The following is a 24,775-nucleotide window of genomic DNA, read 5'->3' as shown; positions in this document are numbered from 1 at the left end:
GGCGCTAGGCCGCAGGCTCGACACGGGGCAGGCGGCGGACGGCGGGGACTGCGAGCAGCGCCAGACTCATCGCCAAGGTCGCGGCGCCGCCCGCCAACAGGACCTGGCGAAGACCGAACACATCGGCCGCCGGGCCCGCGAGCGCCTCGCCGACCGGCAGCATCGCCATCGAGCCCGCCATGTCGAACGCGGAGACACGATTGACCACCTCGTAAGGAACGTGAGTCTGCAGGCTGGTCGCCCACATCACGCCCCAGAAAGAGATGCCCATGCCGGCCAGGGCAGCGCCCACGGCAGCCACCGGCATGGGCACGGCACTTCCGACAGCGGCCGGCAGCAGCGCGAAGAGGGCCAAGGCCAGTGCGCCCGAACGGAGTTGGAAGTGCGGTTTCGTGCGCATGGCAAGCACTCCCCCCATGACCGTGCCCGCGCCCAGGGCCGAGTTGATGAACCCGTAGGACTGGGCCCCGTGCTCCTGGACCACCTCTGTGGCGACCAGCGGGCCGGTCGGACCGCGCGCCGTCAGGGCGAACAGGCACCACAGCATCAGTACCGCCCACAGCCAGGGGCGGGCCCTGACCGCCCGCCAGCCCTGCCGTAGCCCCTGTGCCAGGCCGGTGGCGGGCCCCGCTGGTGCACTCTTGGCGTGCGAACGGGGAAGGCGCATGGCGATCAGGCAAGCGCCGCTGACTGCGTAGATCAGGGCGTGCAGGGCGAAAACGTTCCCTGCCGAAGCGACGCTGACAATGAGTCCCGCAAGGGCGGGGCCGGCCATATACATGACCGACTCGGCTGTCTTGATCGCCCCGTTGGCCTTTTGCACATCACGGGACAACGCGCGCACCGTTCCGGCAACTCCCGGCTGGAATACGGCGGCTGCGCCTCCGTTCACCAACCCGATGAGGCATATCTGCCAGATCACCACATGCCCGGACCAGAAGAGGTACGCGACCAGGCCTTGCGTGGCTATCCGCAGCAGGTCGGCGCCGATCATCAGACGGCGCGTGTCCATCCGGTCGGCGAGAACACCGGCGAAGATCACCAGGGTGGCCCAGGCCACGGTGGGGCTGGCCATGGCCAGCCCCACCGCTCCGGCGCGGTACCCGTGTTGCAGCAGTCCCGAGGCCAGCGCCACCGGCAGCATGGAATCGCCGAGTCTGGCCACCGCCCTGGCGACCAGGAACAGTCTGAAGTCACGAGACCATAGGCCCGCCGCGCCGTGCGGCGGACCGGAGCCGCCTCGGTGGGGAGGCGACTTCGGCGGCTTGCCGGTGTGCGTCATCCCAGGGTCCGGTCGACGAACGTGCCCACGACGTGCTCTTCGCCTTGCGACGCGGCAGTCAACAAGGACAGCACGTCGCCGGTCAGCGCCTCGGCCGGGGCGAGCCCCCCGTGCGGGCCGCCGAAGAATGCACGCGCGGTGGTCGCGGCCGGTGAGAAACCAAAGCGCAGGGTCGTCACCGTGAGATCGTGCGCGGGCCGGAACGGGCCGAGACCGCGCAGGGAGCGCCGCGCGTCCCGCTCCATCGGCGGTGCGGGCGCCGACTGTGCCCGCACGCCGACGTGCAGTTGCACATAGTCCACCGGCTCGGTCAGCAGTGCATGTGCGAGGGCCGGCACCTCACAGGCCAGATCACTCACGCTCAGCGCCGCGAAGCGCGGGGCGAGCCAGTTCCTGGACATCGTGGACTTGACGTACGCCGACAGGCTCTGCATCGGGTCAACGTGGCAGGCGAGCGGACGGTCATGGGCAAAGCAGCCGATCGTGGCGTCGAAAGCGGGGGGCTGCCGGGACGACACCGGGGTGAACAGGACGAAGGAGCGTCGACCGGTCCGATGCCACAGCGCGGCCGCGGTCAGCGCCGCGATCAGCGCGAAGGGGCTCACGCCGTAGGCCGCAGCGAGTGTGAGCAGCTGACGGTGCAGCGCCGGCCCGGGGAGCCGGGTCTCGACCTGACTCAGCGTGCGGTTGGCCGAGGGATCCGATCGGGGTATCAACCCGGACAACGGCTCCGCGCCGGTCATCGCCTTGCGCCAGTACTTGATCTCCCGGTCCGCGCCGGTGGCTGACCGGCCGCGCCGCTCGCACAGCGCCCGGAAGCCAGGGGACGGCGTCGTGGGCTGCGGCCCCCTGCCGAGCAGCAGCGGCGACAGCTCGTCCCTGACCACTTCCTCGCTGGTCCCGTCGGCGATGAAGTGGTCGAGCGTCACCAGCAGTTGCCGCTTTCGGTCGTCCGCGGACCTGACCATCTCGTAGCGGGCGCGGCCAGGCGTGCTCCGCTGCTGCGGAGCGTTGAGGAGCACCTGCCGTCGCGTGGCCACGAGCTGTTCGAGTTGTTCGTGCGGCGCCGTCGTGTGGAGGTCGATACGAGGAACAAGGGCTCCCAGGCGCTGAACGCCACGTTCGGCATCGACCAGGTGGCAGCGCAGCGCTTCTTGGCGTTCCTGGAACGCCGAGAGCACCGCCTGCACCTCGCTGTCGCCGGTCTGTGGACCGACCGGGACGGACACGGTCAGGTTGCGGAAGATGCCAGGGCCGAAGAGGTCTTCCAGGAAGAGCATGCTGCGCTGTTCGGGGGCGAGGGGAAAGGAACTCAAGCCCATCACCCTCCGGTTCGGTGTGGTGAAGACGGCTGGGCACGCAGAAGACGGCTGTCGAACCCGGCGGCCGTGAGGCGCTGGAACGCCGCCTGCGCCGTGGCCGGTGTCTCCTGCGCGATGCAGTGGCCCAGCCGGGGATACTCCGCCAGCCGCTGCAGCTCGCCGACGAGCATGTCCACCACCAGCCGTGCATCACCAATGGCCTCGATGTACTGGGCGAACTCAATCGGTTGAGAGGCGCACACCACGTCCACCTCGGGCCACAGTTGCCGGCACGTGGCGAACGCGCGTCGCTCCATATAGGGCTTGCACACCAGCATCACGGACCGCGCCACCACCCCTTGGCCGGCCAGGATCTCGCGCGAGAAAGTGATGTTCTCGCCGGTATTGGCCGCCTGTGCCTCCACCAGGACGGCCCCGCCCGGCACGCCGTGGGCCAGCGCGTACTCGCTGTAGTGGACGGCCTCCCCGCGAGGGAAGCGGGACATGGTCGTGGGACTGTTGCTCCCGGTGAACACCAGGACGGGAGAGAGACCTCGGTGGTACAGCGTCGTGCAGTGCGCGGCCACCCCAAGATCGTGACTGCCCAGTCCGATGACGGCGTCGCAGCGTTGTTCGGGGTGGCCCAGTCGCAGGTGGTCCCAGATGGTCCTCGCGTCATCCCACAGGTGGTCGGCGAGTGTGGAAACTGTCAGGTCGGGCATTCGCTTCCCTTCAGTGTGCTCAGGGCCTGGGCCAGATCGTGCGGCCACGCGGTGCCGGTGCGGGCGCTGAGCAGCGCCTCGTGCAAGGGCCGCAGCCGCTGGGCCGCGAAGCCGCTCGCCCGCCAGTCCTCGTACCGGATGCCGAACCCGAGGGCGCACCACAACCGGGCATTGTGTTCCTCGTGGTCGCCGGAGGCATCGAGCAGGACCAGCGGGGTCGCCGACCACAGGGAGTCGAGCAGGGTGCCGCCGCCGGGCTTGCTCACCATCGCCGTAGCCTGCCGTGCCAGGTCGAACGAAGAGTGGTGGGCCCGCCCGCGCCGGTACTCGACACAGCGGTGGTCCTGGCCGGGGAGCAGGCGGCCGAGCGGCGGGTAGCCCTCGTCGAGCCACGGGTGCCAGGCGGGGTCCATCAGGTAGTGGCGGGTTGTACTGTCCGCGGTGGCCTTGGCCGCCCTGTCATGGACGACGAGGTCGAGCATGTGCCCCGCGTCCGCGAGGTCCCTCGCCCGTTCTTGGTAGGTGCCCATGCCCCACCCGCCACCGTGCACCAAGAGACGATCCGCGCGCTCCTCCCAGGCCTGAGGCGCCTGATGGCTGACGGGGATGGTCCAGGGCAGGGCACCCTGCGCCGCCGACGACAGCCACACCGTGCGGTGGGGGAGCGTGGTGCCGCCGGTGCGGCGGAACGACGGGGAGGTCACGGAGTCCACATGACACACAGTCAGGGCAGGCAGTGCCAACCCCATCGCGGCCAGCCGCTCCAGGGGCCCCAGCCAGAACCCGGAAAAGACCACCAGATGGCGCACTCCGCGCTCGTGCCACCGCCGGTGCAGGGCGACGAGTGTCGCGTCCTCGATCGCCCCACTGGGATCGGCGGCGAGCCGCTGGGCGGCACGCGCTGCACGGAAGTTGCGGTGCAGCAGCGAACGAGATGCGTTGATCGCCTCCAGACGCTCGGGGGGCAGCAACCGCTCCATCACCTCGACCGAAGCGGCGACCCCGAGCTCGGCGAGCCGTGCGGACAACAACAGCCCGGGCACGTGCACGCCCAGGGCGACGCCGGAGGTCAGCAGGGCGATCACGGCCTGCTCCCGGCGGCCGCCTCCACCGCGACCAGCGCCTGAGTCAGGGCGCGGCCCGCATGCAGCCAGGTCCAGGCCTGTTGCTCGCGCGAATAACAGCGCGGAACCGCCTCGACCAGCATGATCAAGTACAGGTAACAGCGGTACAGATTCAGGCGCAGCCGCACGGAGCCGGTGAACTGGGCCGCCCCGCCGGACTCTGCGTAACCGGCCAAGAACGCCTTGTCCTCCTCGATGTCGTCGAACAGGGCGAGCGAGACGAAATCGGCGACCGGGTCGCCCCAGAACATGCGCTCACCGTCGATGACACCCCCGATGGTGCGGGCACCGGGAGCGCCGTCCAGCAGCAGATTGCCCTGCCACAGGTCGAAGTGAACGAGGGCGGGGCGGGTGACCTCGTCCAGGACGCCGGCCGCAGCGGCCAGCACGTTGCGCACGTCCGCCGCAGGGCGCGGCAGACGGGCGTCGTATCGCTCGGCGTCGTCAAGAACGGCCCACATCATGGCGGTGAAGGCCTCGCGCCAGGTCGCAGCGGGCGCCGCGAACACACCGGAGGGATACCCGAACCCGTCGCCCGTCACGGCGTGCATCCGGGCGACGATGCCGCCCAGCTCCGAGCGGAGCCGGGCCCGTTCGGCCGGCTTCAGCTCCGCGTCGGCCCTGTGCCAAGGGGTTCCGGGGCACTGGGTCATGACCAGGTAAGCCACTTCCGGCGGGTCACCCTCGATTCCCGCGTGCACCACCTGCGGCACCGGAACCTGGTGAATGTGGGTCGCGGCGCCGTAGTACACGCTTTCGCCGCGCAACAAATCGTGCTCGTAGGAAAGCTTCGACGCGTCGTCGCTGGACGGTGGCAGCTTCACCACCCAGCGCCGCCCGTCGCGCAGCAACACCCGCACCAGCGAGTTGTACGTGCCCCCGGCCAGGGGCGCGCACTCCACGACATCGTTCGCGCCGACGCGGAGGGCGGTGAGCGCGCCGGCCACCGCCGGGTCAAGGGCTGGAGTCACAGATGCTCCTTGTCAGACGGGGCGGTCACCACATCGCGTCGTGCCGCGCTGTGGATCCGTTCCATGGCGGCGATCCGGGGTACGGCTGCCGCGAGATCGGCGCCCCAGTGTCCGCCGGTCCCCTCCAGGAGGGCGGCCAGGCGCGCGAGCTGGCGGGGGTAGTACGCCACCGCGGGCGTACGCACGACCTGCGTGCGGCCCGTCGGCGTACGCACACCAATGTTGAGCGCCATGGTCCCTGCGGCAGGCAGCAGTACGCTGCGCACGCGAACGCGCGCCGCAGCGAACTCGAAGGTGTGCTCCGCCACGTGACGGGCGCCGAAGGCACAGGACAGGGTCGCCGACACGGCCCGGCCCAGGGGGAGTTCGGCCTCGAAGGCGTGGTCGGCGCCGTCGGGCTCCACACACCGGGCCACTCCAGATCCGCCGGAGGAGGGCAGGCCGACGGTCTCCTGAAGCGCCTGGAGCCAGTAGCCCGCCGCGTCGAAAAAGACGCCGCCGCCCAGGTCCCGACGGGTGCGATAGCCGCCGGTTGCGGGCCACGCGAAGACGAACCGGCTGTGCACGGCGGACAGTGGCCCATGACACCCGGCCCCGATCAGCTCGCGTACCCTCTCGTGCCAGGGGTGCCCCAAGGTGGGCAGCGCCTCCAGAACCCGGCCGCCGCCTCTCCGCTCGGCCTCCCGCAGGGCCTCGCACTCCGCAACCCCCAGACACAGCGGCTTCTCGACGAGCACGGTCTTGCCCGCACTGGCCGCGCGGCACGCCCAGCGCACATGCGCCGCGTTGTGCAGCGACACGTAGACGACGTCGATGTCCGCCGCGTTCACCACGTCCTCGTAGGAGGCGAGCACCCGCAGGCCGTGACGCCGCCCGAAGGCCAGTGCGCGGTGTTTGTCGGACGCGGCGACCGCGCGCACGGTGAGCTCCGGACGCTCGACGGCGGGCCCTATCACGGCTCGTTCCGCGATGCCGGTGGCCCCGATCAGGCCGATGCCCCAGGTCATGGTGTCCCCTTGGCGGTGCAGCGCATGCCCGCCCGCCCTACGGCGTCCCGGGTGCGCGAGCGCCACTGGGCGAAGTCCCCCGGAGGGCACAGCGCCGCGCAGACCAGCCTGCCGCGGGGCGCGGTGAGTGAACCGCCAGCCAGCAACAGCACCCCGGGCGATGCCCCCGCGGTGTAGAGCAGCCCGTCGCGGGCCAGGACCTGAAGCAACCGGTCGGCGCCGGCATCGGCGTCAACGGCCACATCCTCCTGCCACAGATGACTGCGCAGCCCGTGCTCGCGCACCCGGGCATCGAGAGCCAAGTTCAACGCCCCCATGGACATACGGGCGTTGACCTCCAGGACGGGCACCCAGCCCCCGTCGCGCAGCAACATGGAGTCCACGGCGACCGGACCGAAATACCCCTCGGCGGACAACTCGCGCGCGACCGCTTCGAGCACCTGGTCATAGCCGAGGCGGCGGGCCCGCTGCGCGACCTGCTCGGGCATCGGCCCTGACACCTCGTGCCGGTAGCCGGCGTTGGTCAGTGACTGTAGTCCGAGCAGCCGCCACGATCCGTCGCGGCCGATGCTCAACTGGCCGGAGAAATCCGCCTGGCGTTCGTATCGGGCCTGGACCACGCACTCGACCCGCAGCCCGAGCTCCTCTTGGCCGCGCAGATGTCGCACCAGGCGTGCCAGCATCCGCGGCGAGGTGATCTCGAAGGTGCCACGCCCGGCCACGCCGTGGACGTCCTTGACCAGGGCCACGCCTTGACCCTGCTCCGCCAGGGAATCAACTGCAGCCGCCAACTCCCGGGAAGTGGCGACGACATGGCCCGCGCCCGGCAGTGCGTGACGGGCCGCCAGTGTGCTGGACCACGTCTTGCTGTTCACCCGGGTCACGGCTTGCGGGTCGGGCACGGCGTCCGCCCGGCCCAGCCGGGCGAGAAGTTCGGCAGTCTGCGGCAGCACTGCGTAGGGCTGTGGCCGGACGGCGCCGGCCAGCGGGCGCCGCAGCGAGGTGTCGTCGAGCAGGGCCTGCTCCACGGTGTTACCCACGGCGGTGCCGACGGCCGGGTGGTGATCTACCGGGAATCCGGCGTCACTCCAGGTGTGCAGGAGCCTGTCGCTGACGGGCCCCCGGGTGATGAGCAGGTCGCCGGGAGCAGTCGCGGCGAACAGGGCCTCGTCCATGCAGGCCACGAGACGGTCCGCTGCCGGGTCGGCCAGGCGCGGCAGCGCCGCGAGGTCCGTCGGGCGCCAGTGGCTCTCGGCATCGAAGGAGCCGAAGTACGCGCCGCGCCCGGTCACCGGGACACTCACGGCTGCGATACCAGCGGCCCGAGGACTTCGGCGGCGAAGTGCCGGACCGTGCGCAAGTGGTCGAGCTGCAGGTTCTCGTAGTCCAGCTCGATGTCGAACTCGTCCTCTATGTGCAGCAGGAACTGGATGGCTTGCAGCGAGTCCAGGCCGAGCTCCTGGACCATGTCGGCGTTCACGGTGATGCGTTCGGGGTCCTCGACCTTGTCACCCAGCACGTCGGCCAGCACGGTGCGCACGCGCGCCTCCGTCTCGGCGATCTCGGGGGCAGCGCTCATCGCGCGTCACACTCCGTTCAGGTAGAGGAGGATGCACTTGGAGCAGACCGGCATCATGCCGGTCTCTGCGAGGACGGAGCGCACCCGGCGAAACCGCTCGCTCTGCCACAGCTCGAGTGTCGGGGTCTCGTAGAGGTTGCCCACGACGAACTCCGGGAAAAATTTGCAGGAGCTTACGTTGCCGTCGGCGTGCACCTCCATGCGGTTGGTGACGGCGAGGCAGCGGGTGCGTCGCTGGGCCGGCTTCGAGGTGCCCACAATGAACGACTCCACCTCGTCCGCTTCGAGCTGGGGCTGGTAGCGCACGCGGGGCCCCCATACCCGGCCGCCGAGCGCGGCCATGGAGTCGCGCAGCGTCGGCAGCAGCTCGGTCGGCAACCGGTAGGTGTACGAGTGCCAGGTGGGCCGGGCCGTGCCGGTGTCCGGCCGCAGCCAGGCGAAGTGCTCCTGATAGACATCGTCCATCGCGTCGGCGACCTCGGGACTGATGTACCAAGGGAACTGGAAGTAGACGGTGTTGACGTCGAGTTGCTCGGCCCACTCCATGAACTCGTACATCCGGTGCACTGTGACGTGCGAGACCATGCAGGACAGGGACAGCTCGCCCTTGAACTCGCCCTTGCGCTTGAGGTCGAGCATCGTCTCGATGTTGCGGGTGGTGCGGGCGAACGTGCCCCGGCCGCGCAGCTCCTCGTGGTCGGCGCCCAGGCCATCCAGGCTGACCAACAGGTTCAGGCCCTCGCCCATGCGCAGCAGATCGTCCAGCTTGCGCTCGAACAGCAGCCCGTTGGTGCACATGTTGACGGTCCGCGGGTGACGTTCGACCAGGCGCGACACCTCGTCGAATCGGCTGTGCATCAACGGCTCACCGCCCCACAGGAACAGCTTGCTGCGTACCTGTGCCGTCGACTTCAGCACGTCCTCGACGACGGCAGGATCGAGTTCCGTGCGCTGCTTCTCGATTCCCCAGTCGCGGAAGAAGCCCTGTTCGTTCCACTGATAGCAGTGCGTGCAGCGCAGATTGCACTTGTAGGTGAGCTGCAGGCTGACCTCCCGCGGTACCTGGGAGGCGTACGAGGCGTTCTCGCGCAGCCGGGCTCGCGACCGGGAACGGATCGACACCGTGTGTTTGATGTCCGAGAATTCCTTGGCCGTGAGGGTGCGCCGGGTCTGCGGGTGCATTCCACTCCTCCATGTCACGGACGCCGGCGCACCGTGACAGGGCGGGACCCGCCACAGCGCCAGCCGTCGATACGCGGTTCAGATCCTCTTCTCAAGAACCGGCTGACCGGTATTTAATAGGTTGAACGTGGCCGTGTCAACAGGTTTCAACAGGAGCCTACGGGACGGCAGTTGGAATATGGGCGGGGTTGTCACAGGAGGCGTGAGCGATCTACTGTGCCCGCTCGACGAGAGAGGGCGGGCACTGTGAAAGGCATAGTTCTGGCCGGGGGTACTGGGACACGACTGCACCCGCTCACCCATGCTGTGTCCAAGCAGATGCTCCCCGTCTATGACAAACCGTTGATCTACTACCCCCTTTCCGTCCTCATGCTGGGCGGTATCCGCGAGATCCTGCTCATCTCCTCGGCGCAGCACGTGGGGATGTTCCGCACTCTCCTCGGGGACGGCTCCGAGCTCGGCCTCGACATCCGCTATGCCGTCCAGCACGAACCGCGTGGCATAGCGGACGCCTTCCTGGTCGGTGCCGACTACATCGGCGACGGCCCGGTTGCCCTGGTGCTCGGCGACAACGTCTTCCACGGGCCGGGCCTGTCCCGGTTGTTGCAGGAGCACATGGCCGACGTGGACGGCTGCACGCTGTTCGGCTGCCGGGTGCAGGATCCCAGGCCCTATGCCGTCGCCGAGACCGACTCGGACGGTGCGCTGATCTCCCTGCAGGAGAAGCCGGAGCATCCGCGTTCCCTGCTGGCGGTCACCGGCCTCTACCTCTATGACAACGACGTCGTCGACATAGCCAAGAATCAACGCCCGTCCGCGCGCGGCGAGTTGGAGATCACCGACGTCAACAACACCTATCTGGAGCAGGGGCGAGCCCGCTTGACCAACCTGGGCCGCGGCTTCGCCTGGCTGGACACCGGTACCCCCGACGCGATGCTCAAGGCCGCGCAGTACGTCCAGGTCCTCGAACAGCGTCAAGGCGTGCGCATCGCCTGCCTGGAGGAGATCTCGTACCGCATGGGTTTCATCGATGCCGACGCCTGTTACGCGCTCGGCCGCAGGCTGGGCCAGACCGACTACGGGACCTACGTCATGAACATCACCCGGGAGAACTGAGAGGTCACATCCCGTGCACATCGTCGTCACCGGGGGAGCCGGATTCATCGGCTCCCACTTCGTCCGCGGCCTCCTGCGCGACGCTCACCCGCAGTTCGCCGGGGCCCGCGTCACGGTCCTCGACCGGCTCACCTACGCGGGCAATCCAGCCAACCTGGCCGCGATGGCACACCACCCCCGCCTGCGGTTCGTGCACGGGGACATCTGCGACGCCCCGCTGGTCCGTGACGTGCTGCGGGGGGCGCACACGGTCATCCACTTCGCCGCGGAGACTCATGTCGACCGGTCGATCGCATCCGCCGGGGTCTTCGTCCGCACCAATCTGGTGGGCACCCAGACCCTGATCGACGCGGCCATGGACGAAGCGGTGCACCGCTTCGTCCATGTCTCCACCGATGAGGTCTACGGCACCCACGACAGAGGCGCGGCCTGGGACGAGGAGCAGCCGCTGCGCCCCAACTCGCCCTACTCCGCCACGAAGGCTTCCGCCGACCTGCTCGTCCTGGCGGCCCACCGCACGCATGGGCTGCCCGCCGTCATCACCCGCGGCTCCAACACCTATGGCAGTCACCAGTACCCGGAGAAGATCATCCCGCTGTTCGTGACGCGCCTGCTCACCGGTGACAAGGTGCCGCTGTACGGCGACGGGGCCCAGGTGCGTGACTGGCTCCACGTCGGTGACCACTGCCGAGGGATCGCCCTGGCCGCCGCGGAGGGGGCCACCGGCGAGGCCTACAACGTGGGCGGCGGCACCGAGCTGTCCAATCGTGACCTGACTGCTGCCCTGCTGCAACTGCTGGGCAGGGACTGGTCGTTCGTGGAACACGTTCCTGACCGCAAGGGACACGACCGCCGCTACATCCTGGACTCCCGCAAACTGGCCCGGCTCGGGTACGCGCCCCGGATGCCGCTGGAGCAGGGGCTTGCGGAAACGGTGCGCTGGTATCAGGAGCACCGCGACTGGTGGACGGGTCTGGGCCGCCCACCAGTTGCTCAGACGGTCAGCTGACGCAGCACGTAGCGGGCGTTGTCGGAGATGACCTGATTGGTGTGCCGGTAGTACGACCGTTGTCCCACAGTCATCGACAGCGCCCAGCCACGGCCGCGCGCCCAGGTGTCGTCATCGGCGTCCACCCTGTCGCGGAAGGCCTGCCGCTCCTTTGCGGGCAGCATTCCAGGCGGGGACGAGATCGATGGCCGGGTCGCCGACACCCGCGGTGCCGAAGTCGAGCACCGCGGCGAGCCGGCCGTCCGAGGCCGGCAGATTGCTCGGCATGAGGTCGGAGTGTGTCCACAGCGGGGCTGTACGGCCCAGGTCCAGGGGTAAACCCTACGGTCCGCCGGACGCCAGACGCCGGACAGGTAACTGGGCCCACTGCGGGAACTGGGCGCGTAGGAGCTGTTCCACGAGGCCCGCGCCATTGTCCACTTCATCCACGTGCATCTTTGCCATGTGCGATCTGATCATCCCGTCTCATCGAACCCGCAAGGTCCCGGGGCCCCGCAGTGTCTCAGGGCCAGTCGATGTCACGCATGGGCATCTCCAGACAAGAACGTAGATTCCGAGCGGAGGAAGCACTGGTCGACCTCCACCCTTGGCTCCGGCCCCGGCACTCGGCAAGCACCCTTGCGGAGAATTGGCATAGACCGCAGATTCCTGCCTCTCCGCTGCACTGCCCCTGCTGTGCCAACCAGGAGGCAAGAGTGTTGCCGGAACTATGCAGAGAAAGTTAAGATTGCCTGGTCAGGCAGCGACGTCGTGACACGGATGGCACAAGGATGGCGGGACCCACATGACGGCAGACCTGTTCGGGACACGCCTCAAGACGTTGAGAAAGCAGCGGGGCCTCTCTCAGGCCGCCCTGACCGGCGGGGAGATCTCCACGGGATACTTGTCGCGCCTGGAGTCGGGCGCGCGGCAACCCACGGAACGTGTGATCACCTACCTGGCCCAGCAGCTGGGCGTGGACCGTTCGGTCCTGGAGTCCCCTTCGGGCCCCGTGGGCGGCGCCGGGGCGCTGACGCGTGCTCTGTCCATCGCCACTTCCTCGGACGGCGACCAGGCGGTCGAGGAGCTGATCGGGGTGCTCGGTGAGGCGGTCCAGGAGGACCCGCTGCTGCGCTGGCAGGCCTTGTGGCTGATCGCCCGTTACCGGCTGCGACGGGGCGAGCGGGCCGAGGAGCTGGTCTGCCTGGAGGAGCAGACACGGATTGCGGACGAGCTCCAACTCCCCGCGCTGCAGTGCCGGTCCAGGACGGAACTCGCCCGCTGTCTGCGCTCCGCGGGTCAGGCCTCCCGTGCGTTCGATGTCGCCATGAGCGCCTACCGCGAAGCGAAGGAAGCACGCCTTTCCGCCTTCGACATCGGGAGCGCTCTGCTGGCGCTGGTCTCGGTCGAGGTGGAGAGCGGCCGCCTGCCCGACGCCCTGGAACATGCGAAAGAGCTGGTCGACCTGGTCGCCGAGCGGTCCGACAGGCTGCGGGTCGAGGCGCTGTGGTCGGCAGCCACGGTCTCCTCGCGATGCGGAGACGACGAGGCGGTGCATGCCTATCTGGAGCAGGCTGTGCGAGCCCTGGACAGTCGAGACGATCCGCTCCTGTGGGTGCGGCTGCGGCTGGCCGCGGCCTCCTTGTACCTGCAGTCCAGGCCCGCCCTCACCGAACGGGCGCGCATCTGTCTGGAGGAGGCACGCATGGCGCTGCCGATCGTGGGCACGCCCGTGCAGGAGCAGGAGCTGCTGGTGTTGCAGGCCCAGCTCGCCTTCGAGGAGGGCCGCTTTCAGGACGCCAGGAGGGCCTACGACGAGGTGGACTTCGAAAAACTCGTCCTGGCCTATCGGGACCGGATCCGGCTGCAGACCCTCGAAGGGCTGCTGCTGATTGCCGAGGGGGAGCACAAGCAGGGCCGCGCGCGCCTCAAGCAGTTGGGTGAGGAGGCGCGGCGGGCCTCGAACCTCGACCTGGCTGCCGAGATCTGGAGGCTGCTGGCGGAGTCCCTGGAGAACAGCGGCGAACGCTGAGAGCACCGGCGTACGGCCGGAGCGGCGCAGAGCGCCGAGGGTAGCTGAGAGCACCGGTAGGGCTGCGAGGGCCCGGTCCGCGAGAGATACGCGGGTCGGGCCCTCGTCGTGCTGCGCCAGCCGCGGTGCCGCAGTGGAGTGTCAACGGAGATCAAACAAATTTGCCTGAATCGTTGACGAAATTGACACAGCATGTCAATCTCTTCTTGCCAGTTTACGCAACTGGCAAGCAGCTTCCTGTTGCCTAGCATGGCAAGTCTGCCGCCCGGCTGCCCCGTTGGCGGGCGCGGGCTCTCTTTCGCCGTACCGATCACCAATGAACGGAGACCCTTTCCGTGTCCGCACAGACGACTTACGCTCCGCGCGCCACGCTTCTCGATGCAGCGCAGATAGAGCGGTTCGAACAATCCGGTTACCTCATACTGTCAAACTTCTTGCCTATCGATTTAGTGGAACGTGTCAAGCCGGAGGTGGACCGCTGGGTCGGCGAGGGCCTGCGCGCCCAGACCATTGCCGCCGTACTCTCCCCGGAGGCCCACCGGGTCCCGAGCGTCCTTGAACTCGACCTGCCGGCCCACGCCGAACTCCTCACCCACGAACCGCTGTTGCGCGTGCTGGCGCAGCTGATCGGGCCGAGCTTCGTGTACCACCACATGCACAGCGACCGCCACGCCCCGGACCGGCCGGGAAAGTCCTGGCACCACGACTACGAGCAGCGACCCCAGGCGCACCGAACCCACCCGATGGTCCACACGCTCCACTACCTCGACGGCATCGACCCGGACATGGCCGGGCTCGCGATGCTGCCCGGCTCGCACCACGAAATAGCCGAGAAGTCGGCGCGCGGCCACCTGGGCACCGGTGAGCTGCCCGGTGAGGTGTTCGTCGAGGACCTGCCGCCCGGCTCGACCGTGGTGCTGCACTCCGCCCTGTTCCACGCTCGCCGCGCCAAGCCTGGCCTGCCGGGCCGCCCGCGCTACTTCGTCGACGCTTCCTACTGCCAGACCGGGCCGCTGTGGCCACCGGTGAAGCCGTACTGGCGAGAGGCACTGCGTCGCGGGCGGCAGCTGGCCTACGACTCCGCGGCCTGGCCCGCACTGTTCGACGAGCGCCACTTCAGCGAATACGTCAAACCGGAATAGGGAGACGGCCGGATGCTTCACGCGGGAATCGCATGGCACGCGGGCGGATACCAGCTCGCGGTGATCGACTCGATGGGCCACGACGTCGTGGCCGACGACTACCCATCGGCGCGCGCCCACGAACTGATCGACCGGCTCGTGCAGTTGAGGGGCCGTGCCACCGTCGCGGTGGAATCCACCAACGGGACCCTGGACGGCCGCCTGATGGCGGCGGGTGTGCGCGTGAACCGCGCCGACCCCTGGCTGCTGCCCGACCGGCCGTTGTTCGGATCGGTACCGGCCAGGGAACTGGCCTTGGCGAGCCTGCGCCGCGCGGACGGTCTCACACCCCTGCAGGCCCGCCGCGGTACGCAGACCGGGCGCGAGGCCGACCTCGCCGCCCAGATAGCCCGGGCGGCCGGCGCCGATCGCGAACTGGCCGCCGCCGGACGCCTGTTCAGCCACGGACGGCGCGACCGCCGCGAGGTCGCGCTCACCTTCGATGACGGTCCGCTGCCTCCGTACACCGAGCAGATTCTCGACATTCTGGAGAGCTACGGGATCCCGGCCACGTTCTTCTGCGTCGGGATCAATGCGGGGGGATTCGCCGAGAACCTGGTGCGGATGCGCGACCAGGGGCACGCCCTTGGCAACCACACCTGGTCTCATCCCTTCCTCCCCGAACTGTCTCAGGCGCAGCTCGCCGAGCAGATCGCCCGTACCGACGAGGCCATCGCCGAGGCGAGCGGGGGCACGGTGCCTCGGCTGTTCCGGCCGCCCTACGGCTCGCGGACCTCGACGGTGCTGGGCCGCCTCGCGCAGTTCGACACGACCACGGTGCTGTGGGACGTGGCACCGGACGACTGGGCTCTGCGGCAGGCCGAGGACATCGCGCGTGACGTGCTCGCCGGCGTCGGACCGGGCTCCGTCGTCCTGCTGCACGACGGCGGCGGCGACCGCTCTCCCACGGTGGCGTCGCTGCCTCCGATCATCGAGGGTCTGCTCGAGCGCGGTTACACCTTCGTCCGGGCAGACACCATGGTCGACCGCGCCGCATCCGCCCTCGCGGACGCGTCATGAGGAATTGGGCGGGCAATGTCGAACTCGGTGCCGCCCCGGTGGCGTGCCCCGGCTCCGTGGACGAGCTGCGCAAGGTCGTCGCGGACAGCAAACGAGTTCGCGTGCTCGGCGCGGGTCACTCCTTCTCCGGCATCCTGCCGAGTGACGGCACTCTCGTGCGGCTCGACCGTCTGCCGGCGGCTGTCACCGTCGATGCCGAGGCGGGCAGCGCGACGGTGAGCGCGGGCATGCGATACGCCGACGTGTCCGCAGCGCTGCACCGGCAGGGCCACGCGCTGGCGAACCTGGCGTCGCTTTCCGACATCACGGTCGCCGGCGCGTGTGCCACCGCCACGCACGGCTCGGGTGACCGCCTGCAGGGACTCGCGGCCGCCGTGGTCGGCCTCGAACTGATCGGCCCAGACGGCGAGATGACAGAGCTGAGCAAGGCTGCCGACCACGACACCTTCGATGGCTCGGTGGTCTCCCTGGGTGCCTTGGGCATCGCAACCCGGGTGACGTTGACGATCGAACCGGCCTATCAGATGGCCCAGTCGGTGCGGGTGGGGGCGCGGCTCGACGACGTACAAGACGCCTTCGACGCGGTCTTCGGCGCCGCCTACAGCGTCAGCCTGTTCACCCGCTGGGCCGATGACGCGAACCTGTGGCTCAAATGGCGCCCCGACCGCCCCCCGACCGGTCTGCAACTCGGCGTTCCGGCCCACCACCCGTTGAACCCCGTCCCGGGGGCCGACCCGGCGCCGTGCACCGACCAGTCCGGTGTGCCCGGGCCATGGCACGAGCGTCTGCCACACATCCGCTGCGGCACCGTCGCGCAAGCAGGCAGCGAGCTGCAGTCCGAGTACTTCGTGCCACGGGCCGCCGCTCCCGCCGCGTTCGCCGCCCTGCGCGCGCTGGGCGTACTCCTCGCGCCGGTGTTGCAGGTCGGCGAGGTGCGCACCGTGCGCGGCGACGCGCTGTGGCTGAGTCCGGCCCATGAACAGGACTCGGTGACATTCCACTTCACGTGGACCAAGGACCGCGTCCGAGTCCCGGCAGCGATCGCCGCGGTGGAGCAGGCGCTGATGCCGCTGGGCGCACGGCCGCACTGGGCCAAGCTGACCTCGATGAGCGGGCCGCGGATCCGCTCCTGCTACCGCCGCGCGCGCGACTTCCGGGAACTGGTGGCCAAGCGCGACCCGGACGGCAAGTTCTCCAACACCTTCCTCGACGCCCTGCTGTCCGAATCACCGGCATGAACTCCCCAGCACCAGCGAAACCAGGAGGCATTCCCATGGAGAAGCGACTGTTGCCCAAGGCCGAGCGCAAGGTCTCCGTCGTAGGCCTCGGTACCTGGCAGTTCGGCGACGGGTGGAGCCATGTGCGCGAGCACGACGTCCGGGCCATCCTTGACGCTGCCGTGGCCGGCGGCGTTGATTTCATCGACACCGCCGACGTGTACGGCGACGGCCGTAGCGAGCGTCTGGTCGGCGCCTTCCTCAAGGACTTTCGCACCTCGCCGGGCAAGCGACCCATGGTCGCCACCAAGCTCGGGCGCCGCGGACCGCAGGAGCTCGCCGCGTTCACCCTCGACAACTTCCGTGCGTGGACGGACCGTTCACGGGCCAATCTCGGCGTCGACACCCTGGACCTGGTACAGCTGCACACGCCGCCGGACGCCGTGTTCGAGTCCGGCGCGGTCTACGACGCGCTCGACGTCCTGGTCGATGAGGGCCGGATCGCCGCCTACGGCGTCAGCGTGGAAACCTGCGCCCAGGCGATGACCGCCCTTGCCCGGCCGAACGTCGCCTCGATCCAGATCATCCTGAACGTCTTCAGGCGTAAGCCCCTCGAAGCCGTCCTGCCCGCCGCACGGGAGGCAGGAGTCGGCATCATCGCCCGCGTGCCGCTCGCCTCGGGCCTGCTGTCCGGAAAGTTCCGACGCGACACAGTCTTCGCTCCGGACGACCACCGCGCCTACAACCGGCACGGCGAGCAGTTCGACGTGGGCGAGACCTTCTCCGGTGTCGACTACGAGACCGGCCTGACCGCCTCCGCCGAGTTCGCCGAGCTGACTCCGGCCGGTGTCACACCCGCCCAGCTGGCTCTGCGCTGGATCACCCAACTCGACGGCGTCACCACGGTGATCCCCGGCGCGACGACGGTGGCCCAAGCACGGGCGAACGCCGAGATCGGGGCTATGGCGCCGCTGCCCCAGGCCACCCTCGACCGGCTGCGAGACCTGTACGACCGGCATATCCGCGCTCAGGTGCACCACCGCTGGTGACCCGGCCAGCTCTTCACCCACGAACGCCACCCCCCCCGGACCAGGAAGAGGAAGCACCGTGCCGTCAGACCCCCCGCCCCAGCAGCGCGCCATGCCCCACCCCTCCTGGTCTGCGGGGCTCTCGTGGGCCGGCCGCTCCGAAGGCCTGCACGAAGCCCTTGCCCGGATCGCCCGGCAGCGACCGGGCGCCGTGGCCCTGATCGAGGGGGAACACCGCACGACGTACGCCGAACTGGACCGCACCGCCGATGCGTGGGCCGCCGAGCTCGTCACCCTGAAAGCGGGGCCGGGCCGTATCGTGCCTCTGCTGCTGCCCCGTGGGACGGACCTGATTGTCGCCCTGGTGGCGGTGCTGAAGACCGGCGCCGCGTACGCGCTGCTCGACCCCTCCTGGCACAGCCGCCGTCTCGCCGACGTCCTCGGCGACCTCGATGCGCCCCTGGTCATCGCCGGGGCCGGGACCGACCACCCGCTCGACGGGTCGCCGCTCAAGGTGTGGTCGCCACCTGCCGCACCGGCACCCCCGCCTGCCCACTTCCGGCCCGCGGCGGTCGCGGGCACCGCCCCGGCCAGCGTCTTCTTCACCTCGGGCACGACCGGCCGCCCCAAGGGAGTGGTCACCCCGCACCGCGCCACGGCACGCCTCTTCCCACAAGGCCCAGGTGGCTTCGCCCACTTCACGGCCGACACGGTCATGCCGCTTGCCGCGCCCCTGCCGTGGGACGCCTTCAGTCTCGAACTGTGGTCGGTGCTGCTCAGCGGCGCAACGTCGCTGATCGTGCAAGACCCCTATCTGTCACCTGCCGCCCTGCGCTCCGCCGTCGCACGCCACGGGGCGAACACCGCCTGGCTCACCAGCAGCCTGTTCAACATGGTCGTGGACGAGGACCCGGGCGCCTTCCGGGGGCTGGACCAGGTACTGATCGGTGGTGAGCGACTCTCCGTCGCGCACGTGAGCCGATTCCTGGAGCACCACCCCGAAATAACGCTCCTGAACGGCTACGGCCCCGTTGAGTCGACCGTGTTCACCACCACACACCGCATCACGGCGGCGGACTGCGCGCGGCCCGGTGGCATCCCCCTCGGCCGACCTGTCCCCGGCACCCAGGTGTACGTCGTCGAACAGGGCGGCACAGCACCGTGCGAGGTGGGCCAGAGAGGCGAACTCTGTGTCGCGGGGGAGGGGCTGGCGCTCGGTTACCTCGGCGCGAGCACTGTGGTGGACGAGAAGTTCACCCACCTCCCCGTCGGCCCGTCCGGTGCGCCGGTGCGTGTATACCGCACCGGCGACCTGGCGGAATGGGACGCCGAGGGGCTGTTGCACTTCCGGGGACGGGCCGACCGGCAGGTGAAGATCCGCGGCCACCGCGTCGAGCCCGCCGAGGTGGAACGGCAGGTGGAGCAACTGCTGCCGGCAGTGCGCTCATGCCGGGTCCTCGCGCACACCTCGGTGGCGGGCACGGAGCAGGAACTTGTGGCGTTCTGCCGCCCCGTACGGCCGGGCGACCCGCTGCACGGTGCCCTCGGTGCGCTGCGCTCGGTGCTGGTCTCCTATCAGCTCCCCGCCCTCGTGGTGAGCCTTGACGTGTTCCCCGTGACTGCGCAGGGCAAGCTGGACGAGCGGGCACTGCTGGCCCGGGCCGCGCAGGCTGCGAACCCACCGTCCCCCTCTGCTTTTCGGGACACGGCGGTGCCCGTCGGCGACGCGGACGGCGACCCGGTGGTGCGGGCGGTGACGGATGCCTTCGCGGCCGTGCTCGCCCTGGCCCGCGTACCGCTCGACGTGCCCTTCACCGAACTCGGTGGCACCTCGCTCGGGGCCGGCCGCGTGTGCGCGAGGGTCGCCGCCCGGCTCGGGCGCCCCGTACCGGTCTCCCGCCTCTACACCCACCGCACTGCCCGCGCGCTCGCCGACTGGCTGCGCACCACCGACGCCGCTCCCGCCCCGGCGCCTGTACCCGATCCGGCAGATCCGATACCGCTGACACCCATCCAGACGGTCTATCTGACCAGGCAGCTTGTCGACAGCGCGGACAAGACCGGGCACTGTCTGGTCACTTGGGTGATCGAGGGCCCTCTTGACCGCGCGGCCCTGCAGGAGGCGGTCCGCGCGGTGCACCAGCGTCACGAAGCCTTGCGCGCGGCCTACGTGCCGGACCCTCGGCCCTCCGCCGTGCCTGTGGACCTGCCCGCGCCCGAGCTCGAACTGTTGCCCGGCGCTGAGTCCGTCGACGCGGCGGTGCGGGCCTTGCGCGCCGAACTGAGCGATGAACTGGACCTTTTGATGGGGGAGGTGTGGCGCACCGCTCTGGCGCCGGTGGGGGCAGGGAACACCACCGTGTTCGGCTGCGTCGTGCACCACATCGCCTTCGACGGACACGCGCAGTCCGTCCTCGCCCGTGACCTGGCCGCGGCCTACGCCTCAGCGGCAGGCGCCATACCACCGGAGCCCGCCGCGCCCGCGCCACCCGGTCTGGCCGAGCTGCACGCGCAGCGCGCCCTGCGACGGCGCATGTCCGCATCGGCGGACCCGTCCGACCCGTACGTGACCGAGCTGGTCGGTGTACCGGAACTGGGCTGGCCACCGCCGCATACACAGGTGGACGGCCCCGGCCGGGTGACCGCCGAACTGTCCGCGCCCGTCGTGGCTGCGCTCGACCGGATGGCCGGCCGGGCGGGGGTCACGCGGTTCGTCGCCCTGCTCGCCCTGTGGGGCGCGAGTGTCGCGGACGTGACCGGGCAGCGGGACTTCGCGGTCGGTGTACCCGTGGCCCAGCGCGACGGGCCGGGCCTCGCCGATGTGGTCGGCTGCCACATCGACATGGTCTGCCTGCGGCTGCGCGCCGCCGCGCTGGGAGGCGGCACGGCCGGCGTCCGCGCCACCGGACGCATCACCCAGCGTGCCCTGGCCGCGCAGGACACCTCGCTGACGGATGTCCTCACCCTGGTGGATCCGCCCCGCACCGGCCGACACCCGCTGTATCAGACGCTGTTCGCGCTGCAGGACAATCCGCCACCGGACCTGGACCTGCCCGGTCTGCGCACCCGGTTCGTGCGCCAGCCCTACCTGGAGCTGCCGCTCGAACTGCATACCGAGTGCTGGCCCGACGACGACGGCGGACTGCTCGTCGAGTTCGCCTTCCGGCCGAACGCCGTACCGCAGGAGCTCGTACAGGCCCTCGCCGAACAGTTCACCAGGCGCGCACACGCGCCAGAGGCCCGACCGCTGATGCTCACCGCCCGCCCCTGACTCACCCGCCCACCCGATCGCGGACGCCTGGCAGACCGCGGCCTACCCCGAAGGCAGCCCCATGGCGGCAACGATGGCCCAAGCCCCCGCCCCCTCCCTCTCCGCACTTCTCGACCCCGGCCTGTACGACAGTGGCCATCCGCACGAACTGTGGCGCTGGATGCGACGGTTCGCGCCTGTACACCATCACGAGGCGGCTCAGATGCCCGCGTTCTGGTCGCTGACCCGCCACGAGGACATCCGCGCCGTCTACCGCGATCCGCAGACCTACAGCTCGGCCCGCGGCGTCCTGCTGCGCCCGGCCCGGCTCGGCGAGGACCCGGGCGGCAGCCTGACCCTCGCGCTGTCCGACCCGCCGCGCCACAAGGAACTGCGGTCGCTCATGGCGGCCTGGTTCAGCACCCGGTCGGTGCGCGCCCTCGAGCAGCCGATCCGCGCCGCGACCCGCCGCCTGCTACTGCGCGCCATCGAGCGCGGCAGCTGCGACTTCGCGCAGGACATCGCGGGACCGCTTTCGCTCTCGGTGATCAGCAGCATTATCGGTATCCCCGAGCGAGACCACGACACCGTGTACCACTGGTGTGAGGAGGCCTTCGCGGCGCACACCTCACTGGCCGCACATCCGCGGCTCATGGAGTACTTCATGGAGCTGCTGTACGCGCGCATGGCCGAACCCGCCGACGACCTGCTCAGCTCGCTTGTCAACGGGACAGTGCACGGCGAGCTGCTGCCCGAGCACGAGATTCTGCTCAACTGCGAGAATCTCATCGGCGCCACCGAGAACGGCCGCCTGGCATTGATCGGGGGCATGCTCGCCTTCCTCCAACACCCTGATCAGTGGCGCAAAGCGGACCAGGACCGTGATCTGCTGCCCGGCGCAGTGGAGGAGATCCTGCGCTGGACCTCCAGCGCGACGCACAGCATGCGCACTGCCACCCGGCCGCACACTCTGCACGGCCGGCGGATCGAGGAGGGCGACCGCCTCGTGCTCTGGCTGCCTTCGGCCAACCGCGACGAGGATGTCTTCGACGCTCCCTACCGCTTCGACATCGCTCGTCGGCCCAACCGGCACATCGCCCTTGCCTCCGGTGAGCACTTCTGCATCGGGAGCACGCTGGCCCGCGCCGAGATGCGCATCTTGTTCTCGGAACTGCTCGACTCCGGCTGCTCGATCGAGCAGGCCGGGCCCGTGACCCGCGTGCGGTCGATCGCCGTCAACGGCCCCGCGTCGCTGCCGGTACGCCTGACGGCGAAGACGTCATGAACCACGCTCACAGACAGGAGACCCCCATGGCGGGACGCCCCGTCCGAGGAGGACAGCAACCCGAGCACCGGGGGAACCCCGGCGCCCTGACCCACATCGGCGCCCCGGCCGGGGTCGCCCCCAGCGATGGCTACGCCCACGTCGTGACCGGCCCCGGGCGGGTTGCCGCTGTCGCCGGGCAGATGCCGTTCGACGAGAACGGCGTGTTCGTCGGCACCGGAGACCCCGCGGCTCAGGCACGCCAGGTCTTCCGGAACATGCGCGGTTGCCTGGCCGCCGCCGGCCTCACCTTCGACAACGTCATCAAGCTCACGTACTACGTCACCGACATCGCACACGTGCCGCAGATCCTTTCCGCGCGCGACGAGTTCATCGACACGCGGCGCCCCCCGGCCAGCACCGTGGTCCAGGTGGTGGCGCTCTACCGTCCCGATCTGCTCCTGGAGGTCGACGCGCTCGCCCTCGCCCCCGATGCCTGAGCGGCTCGTGCCCACCGTCGCACCCCGCGACCGGACGACGAAGGATGCACCATGACCCTCACCGTGCCATTCCCACCCCCCGACCCCGAAACCGGCCAGCACCCGCCCTTCGATCGTGAGTTGAACCAGCCCCTCCACGCGATCCTCGCCGATCTGCCGATGCCGCTGACGCCCGAACTGATACCGGACCGTCGGCGCAGGTCGCTCGAGGGCCGGCTGACGGATACCGCTCTGCGTCGCGAAGGGGCGTTCGCCGTCGAGGAGCGAACCGTTCCGGGGCCGCCCGGCACGCCTCCGATACCGCTGCTCATCTGTCGCCCGACCGCACCAGGCGGACCACACCCGGCGATCTACCACACACACGGCGGCGGCATGGTCTCCGGCAGCCACCGCAGCACCGAGCTGGCCGGAGAGCTCGACCGGGCCCAGGAACTCGGCCTCGCCGTGGTCTCCGTCGACTACCGGCTCGCCCCCGAGTACCCCGACCCCGTGCCGGTCGAGGACTGCTACGCGGGCCTGCTCTGGCTCGCGGAGAACGCAGCGGATGTGGGCGTGGACCCGCAGCGTCTCGTGCTCAGCGGCAACAGCGCGGGCGGCGCACTTGCGGCCGGCCTCGCCCTGCTGTCCCGGGACCGTCAAGGGCCGCGCCCTATCGGGCAGATGCTGCAGTTCCCGATGCTGGACGACCGGTGCGACACGAACTCCGTGGCGCAGCTCGAACACGTCGGGCTGTGGGACGGTGCCTCCAACCGGGCGGGCTGGGACGCGCTGCTCGGCGCACGCCGCGGTACCCCCGAGGTCTCGTGCTACGCGGCCCCGGCCCGCGCAACGGGCCTTCGCGGGCTGCCCCCCGCCTTCGTCGAGGTCGGCTCGGTAGAGGCGCTTCGCGACGAGGCGATGGCCTACTCCGAGCGGATCTGGCGGGTGGGCGGTGAGGTCGAACTGCACGTGTGGTCGGGCGCCTTCCACAGCTTCGACGAATGGGTGCCTCAGGCGGAGCTGTCGCGGGCCGCCCATCGGGCCCGCGTCTCCTGGCTGCGGCGTATCCTCGCCGCTGCCTCTTGACAGAGGGAATGATCCGCTGGCGGAGGGGGTGATCCGGATGCGGCCGACCGGCGATGGCCATGCCCTGCCGCCCTCATCTGAGGGCTCGCTGTGCGTCGACGATCTGGTGGCCGGCGGTATCCGGGGCGCCCCGCCCGGCGAGCCAGGCCGCCGCAGTGGGAAACTGCACCGCCAGTGCGCAGCGCAGTCGCAGCCCGATCGGGGCGATGTTGATCTCGGCGCGGTCATCGGTGACGGCCCGCAGCACCGCTCGAGCCACCTGCTCGGGGGTGACGGTGCGGGCACCGCGCGGCAACGGCGCCCCGGTTCTGGCGAACATGCCCGCCCCGCCGACGAACCCGGGCTGGATCAGCGAGACCCCGACCCCCGCCTCTCGCAGGTCCAGTCGGAGGGCGTGGGCGAAGCCGCGTAGGCCGAACTTGGTAGCGGTGTACAGCGAGGAGCAGGGGGTGGCCGCCTTGCCCGACATCGAACCGACGAGGGCGAGGTGTCCGCCGCCGGCGTCGACCATCGCCGGAGCCAGCAGCCGGGTGAGCAGGGCGACGGAACCCAGGTTCACCATCAGGGCCCGCTCGACCTGCTCGGTCGTGTACTCGAGCAGGTCCCCGCTGGCCGGCAGGGCCGCGGCCGCCACCAGGACGCGGGTGCCGACGCAGTGCTCGGCGAGCTTGGCCACTTCCTCTGCGTCGGCGAGGTCGGCGGGGAACGACCGTGCGCCGACCTCATCGGCGAGCTCGCGCAGCGCACCGGTGTTCCGGCCCGTCACCGTCAGGTCGGCGCCGGCCTCGGTGAGCGCCCGTGCCAGGGTCCGGCCGACACCGCCGGTGGCACCGGTGAGCAGAACGGTCTGTCCGGCGATGTCCATACGATCTCTCTCCTCCGCGTGCGGGCCGCGGACGAATGCCCTGCCGCCTTAGTTGACAAGAGGTTGCCATCGTTGTGTCAG

The 24,775-nt window shown here is 70.0% G+C and carries 23 protein-coding genes; 11 read left to right on the top strand and 12 right to left on the bottom strand.

Features of this window, described 5'->3' with window-relative positions:
* Window positions 1–4: 4 nt before the first annotated feature.
* From ACZ5WE_RS25490 to ACZ5WE_RS25450, 9 genes are read right to left on the bottom strand one after another with little or no spacing between them, the layout of a single operon-like run.
* Window positions 5–1,282 carry an MFS transporter gene (locus tag ACZ5WE_RS25490; RefSeq protein ID WP_467692601.1) on the bottom strand — a complete coding sequence of 426 codons (1,278 nt, stop codon included), beginning with the start codon at window positions 1,280–1,282 and terminating at the stop codon, window positions 5–7.
* Window positions 1,279–2,598 carry a condensation domain-containing protein gene (locus ACZ5WE_RS25485; RefSeq protein ID WP_467692603.1) on the bottom strand — a complete coding sequence of 440 codons (1,320 nt, stop codon included), beginning with the start codon at window positions 2,596–2,598 and terminating at the stop codon, window positions 1,279–1,281. Before ACZ5WE_RS25485 ends, ACZ5WE_RS25490 begins: the two co-directional genes overlap by 4 nt.
* Window positions 2,599–2,603: 5 nt before the next feature.
* Window positions 2,604–3,305 carry a YdcF family protein gene (locus ACZ5WE_RS25480; protein WP_467692604.1) on the bottom strand — a complete coding sequence of 234 codons (702 nt, stop codon included), beginning with the start codon at window positions 3,303–3,305 and terminating at the stop codon, window positions 2,604–2,606.
* Window positions 3,293–4,390, bottom strand: a complete 1,098-nt coding sequence (locus tag ACZ5WE_RS25475) for a glycosyltransferase family protein (RefSeq protein WP_467692606.1) — start codon at window positions 4,388–4,390, stop codon at window positions 3,293–3,295. Before ACZ5WE_RS25475 ends, ACZ5WE_RS25480 begins: the two co-directional genes overlap by 13 nt.
* Window positions 4,387–5,400: a phosphotransferase family protein gene (locus ACZ5WE_RS25470; protein WP_467692608.1), complete on the bottom strand. Its 1,014-nt coding sequence runs from the start codon at window positions 5,398–5,400 to the stop codon at window positions 4,387–4,389. Before ACZ5WE_RS25470 ends, ACZ5WE_RS25475 begins: the two co-directional genes overlap by 4 nt.
* Window positions 5,397–6,407, bottom strand: a complete 1,011-nt coding sequence (locus ACZ5WE_RS25465; RefSeq protein ID WP_467692610.1) for a Gfo/Idh/MocA family protein — start codon at window positions 6,405–6,407, stop codon at window positions 5,397–5,399. The genes ACZ5WE_RS25470 and ACZ5WE_RS25465 overlap by 4 nt, the downstream gene beginning before the upstream one ends.
* Entirely contained in the window at window positions 6,404–7,711 is a 1,308-nt protein-coding gene (locus tag ACZ5WE_RS25460; protein ID WP_467692611.1) for an ATP-grasp domain-containing protein, read from the bottom strand. Before ACZ5WE_RS25460 ends, ACZ5WE_RS25465 begins: the two co-directional genes overlap by 4 nt.
* Window positions 7,708–7,986 (bottom strand): acyl carrier protein, encoded by a 279-nt coding sequence (locus tag ACZ5WE_RS25455; protein WP_467692613.1) that lies wholly within the window; start codon window positions 7,984–7,986, stop codon window positions 7,708–7,710. The genes ACZ5WE_RS25460 and ACZ5WE_RS25455 overlap by 4 nt, the downstream gene beginning before the upstream one ends.
* Before the next feature lie 6 nt (window positions 7,987–7,992).
* Window positions 7,993–9,168 (bottom strand): radical SAM protein, encoded by a 1,176-nt coding sequence (locus ACZ5WE_RS25450; RefSeq protein WP_467692615.1) that lies wholly within the window; start codon window positions 9,166–9,168, stop codon window positions 7,993–7,995.
* 246 nt (window positions 9,169–9,414) lie between these two features.
* Here ACZ5WE_RS25450 and rfbA point away from each other — a divergent pair, with 246 nt between their 5' ends.
* Together rfbA and rfbB are read left to right on the top strand one after the other, a co-directional pair.
* Window positions 9,415–10,284: a glucose-1-phosphate thymidylyltransferase RfbA gene (rfbA, locus tag ACZ5WE_RS25445; RefSeq protein WP_467692617.1), complete on the top strand. Its 870-nt coding sequence runs from the start codon at window positions 9,415–9,417 to the stop codon at window positions 10,282–10,284.
* Window positions 10,285–10,297: 13 nt separating this feature from the next.
* Window positions 10,298–11,293, top strand: a complete 996-nt coding sequence (gene rfbB, locus ACZ5WE_RS25440; protein ID WP_467692619.1) for a dTDP-glucose 4,6-dehydratase — start codon at window positions 10,298–10,300, stop codon at window positions 11,291–11,293.
* Here the strand turns inward: rfbB and ACZ5WE_RS25435 are convergent.
* Both ACZ5WE_RS25435 and ACZ5WE_RS25430 read right to left on the bottom strand, forming a co-directional pair.
* A complete protein-coding gene (locus tag ACZ5WE_RS25435) occupies window positions 11,278–11,418 on the bottom strand; it encodes a hypothetical protein (protein ID WP_467692621.1) in 141 nt (46 codons plus the stop codon). The two genes, rfbB and ACZ5WE_RS25435, sit on opposite strands and share 16 nt — an antisense overlap.
* A complete protein-coding gene (locus ACZ5WE_RS25430) occupies window positions 11,405–11,560 on the bottom strand; it encodes a phosphotransferase (RefSeq protein ID WP_467692623.1) in 156 nt (51 codons plus the stop codon). Before ACZ5WE_RS25430 ends, ACZ5WE_RS25435 begins: the two co-directional genes overlap by 14 nt.
* A 517-nt stretch (window positions 11,561–12,077) precedes the next feature.
* Between ACZ5WE_RS25430 and ACZ5WE_RS25425 the strand changes: the two genes are divergently transcribed.
* The 9 genes from ACZ5WE_RS25425 (at window position 12,078) to ACZ5WE_RS25385 (ending at window position 23,829) form a co-directional block, all read left to right on the top strand.
* Window positions 12,078–13,304 (top strand): helix-turn-helix domain-containing protein, encoded by a 1,227-nt coding sequence (locus tag ACZ5WE_RS25425; protein WP_467692625.1) that lies wholly within the window; start codon window positions 12,078–12,080, stop codon window positions 13,302–13,304.
* Window positions 13,305–13,639: 335 nt separating this feature from the next.
* Window positions 13,640–14,446, top strand: coding sequence for a phytanoyl-CoA dioxygenase family protein (locus tag ACZ5WE_RS25420; protein ID WP_467692627.1), 807 nt, complete (start codon window positions 13,640–13,642; stop codon window positions 14,444–14,446).
* Between the two features lie 12 nt (window positions 14,447–14,458).
* Window positions 14,459–15,505, top strand: coding sequence for a polysaccharide deacetylase family protein (locus tag ACZ5WE_RS25415; protein WP_467692629.1), 1,047 nt, complete (start codon window positions 14,459–14,461; stop codon window positions 15,503–15,505).
* Window positions 15,502–16,743 carry an FAD-binding protein gene (locus ACZ5WE_RS25410; protein ID WP_467692631.1) on the top strand — a complete coding sequence of 414 codons (1,242 nt, stop codon included), beginning with the start codon at window positions 15,502–15,504 and terminating at the stop codon, window positions 16,741–16,743. The genes ACZ5WE_RS25415 and ACZ5WE_RS25410 overlap by 4 nt, the downstream gene beginning before the upstream one ends.
* Window positions 16,744–16,778: 35 nt before the next feature.
* On the top strand, window positions 16,779–17,771 hold the full coding sequence (locus tag ACZ5WE_RS25405; protein WP_467692633.1) for an aldo/keto reductase: 993 nt from the start codon (window positions 16,779–16,781) through the stop codon (window positions 17,769–17,771).
* A 58-nt stretch (window positions 17,772–17,829) separates the two neighbouring features.
* Window positions 17,830–21,021 (top strand): amino acid adenylation domain-containing protein, encoded by a 3,192-nt coding sequence (locus tag ACZ5WE_RS25400; protein WP_467692635.1) that lies wholly within the window; start codon window positions 17,830–17,832, stop codon window positions 21,019–21,021.
* Between the two features lie 61 nt (window positions 21,022–21,082).
* Window positions 21,083–22,285 (top strand): cytochrome P450, encoded by a 1,203-nt coding sequence (locus ACZ5WE_RS25395; RefSeq protein WP_467692637.1) that lies wholly within the window; start codon window positions 21,083–21,085, stop codon window positions 22,283–22,285.
* A gap of 26 nt (window positions 22,286–22,311) precedes the next feature.
* A complete protein-coding gene (locus ACZ5WE_RS25390) occupies window positions 22,312–22,764 on the top strand; it encodes a RidA family protein (RefSeq protein WP_467692639.1) in 453 nt (150 codons plus the stop codon).
* Between the two features lie 51 nt (window positions 22,765–22,815).
* The gene (locus tag ACZ5WE_RS25385; protein ID WP_467692641.1) at window positions 22,816–23,829 is read left to right on the top strand and encodes an alpha/beta hydrolase; all 1,014 of its coding nucleotides are present in this window, start codon (window positions 22,816–22,818) and stop codon (window positions 23,827–23,829) included.
* 73 nt (window positions 23,830–23,902) lie between these two features.
* On the opposite strand, the gene ACZ5WE_RS25380 is transcribed toward ACZ5WE_RS25385, so the two are convergent.
* The gene (locus ACZ5WE_RS25380) at window positions 23,903–24,694 is read right to left on the bottom strand and encodes an SDR family NAD(P)-dependent oxidoreductase (protein WP_467692643.1); all 792 of its coding nucleotides are present in this window, start codon (window positions 24,692–24,694) and stop codon (window positions 23,903–23,905) included.
* Window positions 24,695–24,775: the final 81 nt, after the last annotated feature.

It is taken from the genome of Streptomyces sp. NPDC033180 (assembly GCF_055577645.1).
This window is presented reverse-complemented; position numbering and strand designations above follow the sequence as displayed.

Bases quoted from the DNA above. Each gene is read 5' to 3' on its own strand.
- ACZ5WE_RS25490 (WP_467692601.1), bottom strand. From the start codon at position 1,282: ATGACGCACACCGGCAAGCCGCCGAAGTCGCCTCCCCACCGAGGCGGC.
- ACZ5WE_RS25480 (WP_467692604.1), bottom strand. From the start codon at position 3,305: ATGCCCGACCTGACAGTTTCCACACTCGCCGACCACCTGTGGGATGAC.
- ACZ5WE_RS25465 (WP_467692610.1), bottom strand. From the start codon at position 6,407: ATGACCTGGGGCATCGGCCTGATCGGGGCCACCGGCATCGCGGAACGA.
- ACZ5WE_RS25455 (WP_467692613.1), bottom strand. From the start codon at position 7,986: ATGAGCGCTGCCCCCGAGATCGCCGAGACGGAGGCGCGCGTGCGCACC.
- ACZ5WE_RS25450 (WP_467692615.1), bottom strand. From the start codon at position 9,168: ATGCACCCGCAGACCCGGCGCACCCTCACGGCCAAGGAATTCTCGGAC.
- ACZ5WE_RS25430 (WP_467692623.1), bottom strand. From the start codon at position 11,560: ATGCCGAGCAATCTGCCGGCCTCGGACGGCCGGCTCGCCGCGGTGCTC.
- ACZ5WE_RS25425 (WP_467692625.1), top strand. From the start codon at position 12,078: ATGACGGCAGACCTGTTCGGGACACGCCTCAAGACGTTGAGAAAGCAG.
- ACZ5WE_RS25415 (WP_467692629.1), top strand. From the start codon at position 14,459: ATGCTTCACGCGGGAATCGCATGGCACGCGGGCGGATACCAGCTCGCG.
- ACZ5WE_RS25410 (WP_467692631.1), top strand. From the start codon at position 15,502: ATGAGGAATTGGGCGGGCAATGTCGAACTCGGTGCCGCCCCGGTGGCG.
- ACZ5WE_RS25405 (WP_467692633.1), top strand. From the start codon at position 16,779: ATGGAGAAGCGACTGTTGCCCAAGGCCGAGCGCAAGGTCTCCGTCGTA.
- ACZ5WE_RS25395 (WP_467692637.1), top strand. From the start codon at position 21,083: ATGGCGGCAACGATGGCCCAAGCCCCCGCCCCCTCCCTCTCCGCACTT.
- ACZ5WE_RS25390 (WP_467692639.1), top strand. From the start codon at position 22,312: ATGGCGGGACGCCCCGTCCGAGGAGGACAGCAACCCGAGCACCGGGGG.
- ACZ5WE_RS25385 (WP_467692641.1), top strand. From the start codon at position 22,816: ATGACCCTCACCGTGCCATTCCCACCCCCCGACCCCGAAACCGGCCAG.
- ACZ5WE_RS25380 (WP_467692643.1), bottom strand. From the start codon at position 24,694: ATGGACATCGCCGGACAGACCGTTCTGCTCACCGGTGCCACCGGCGGT.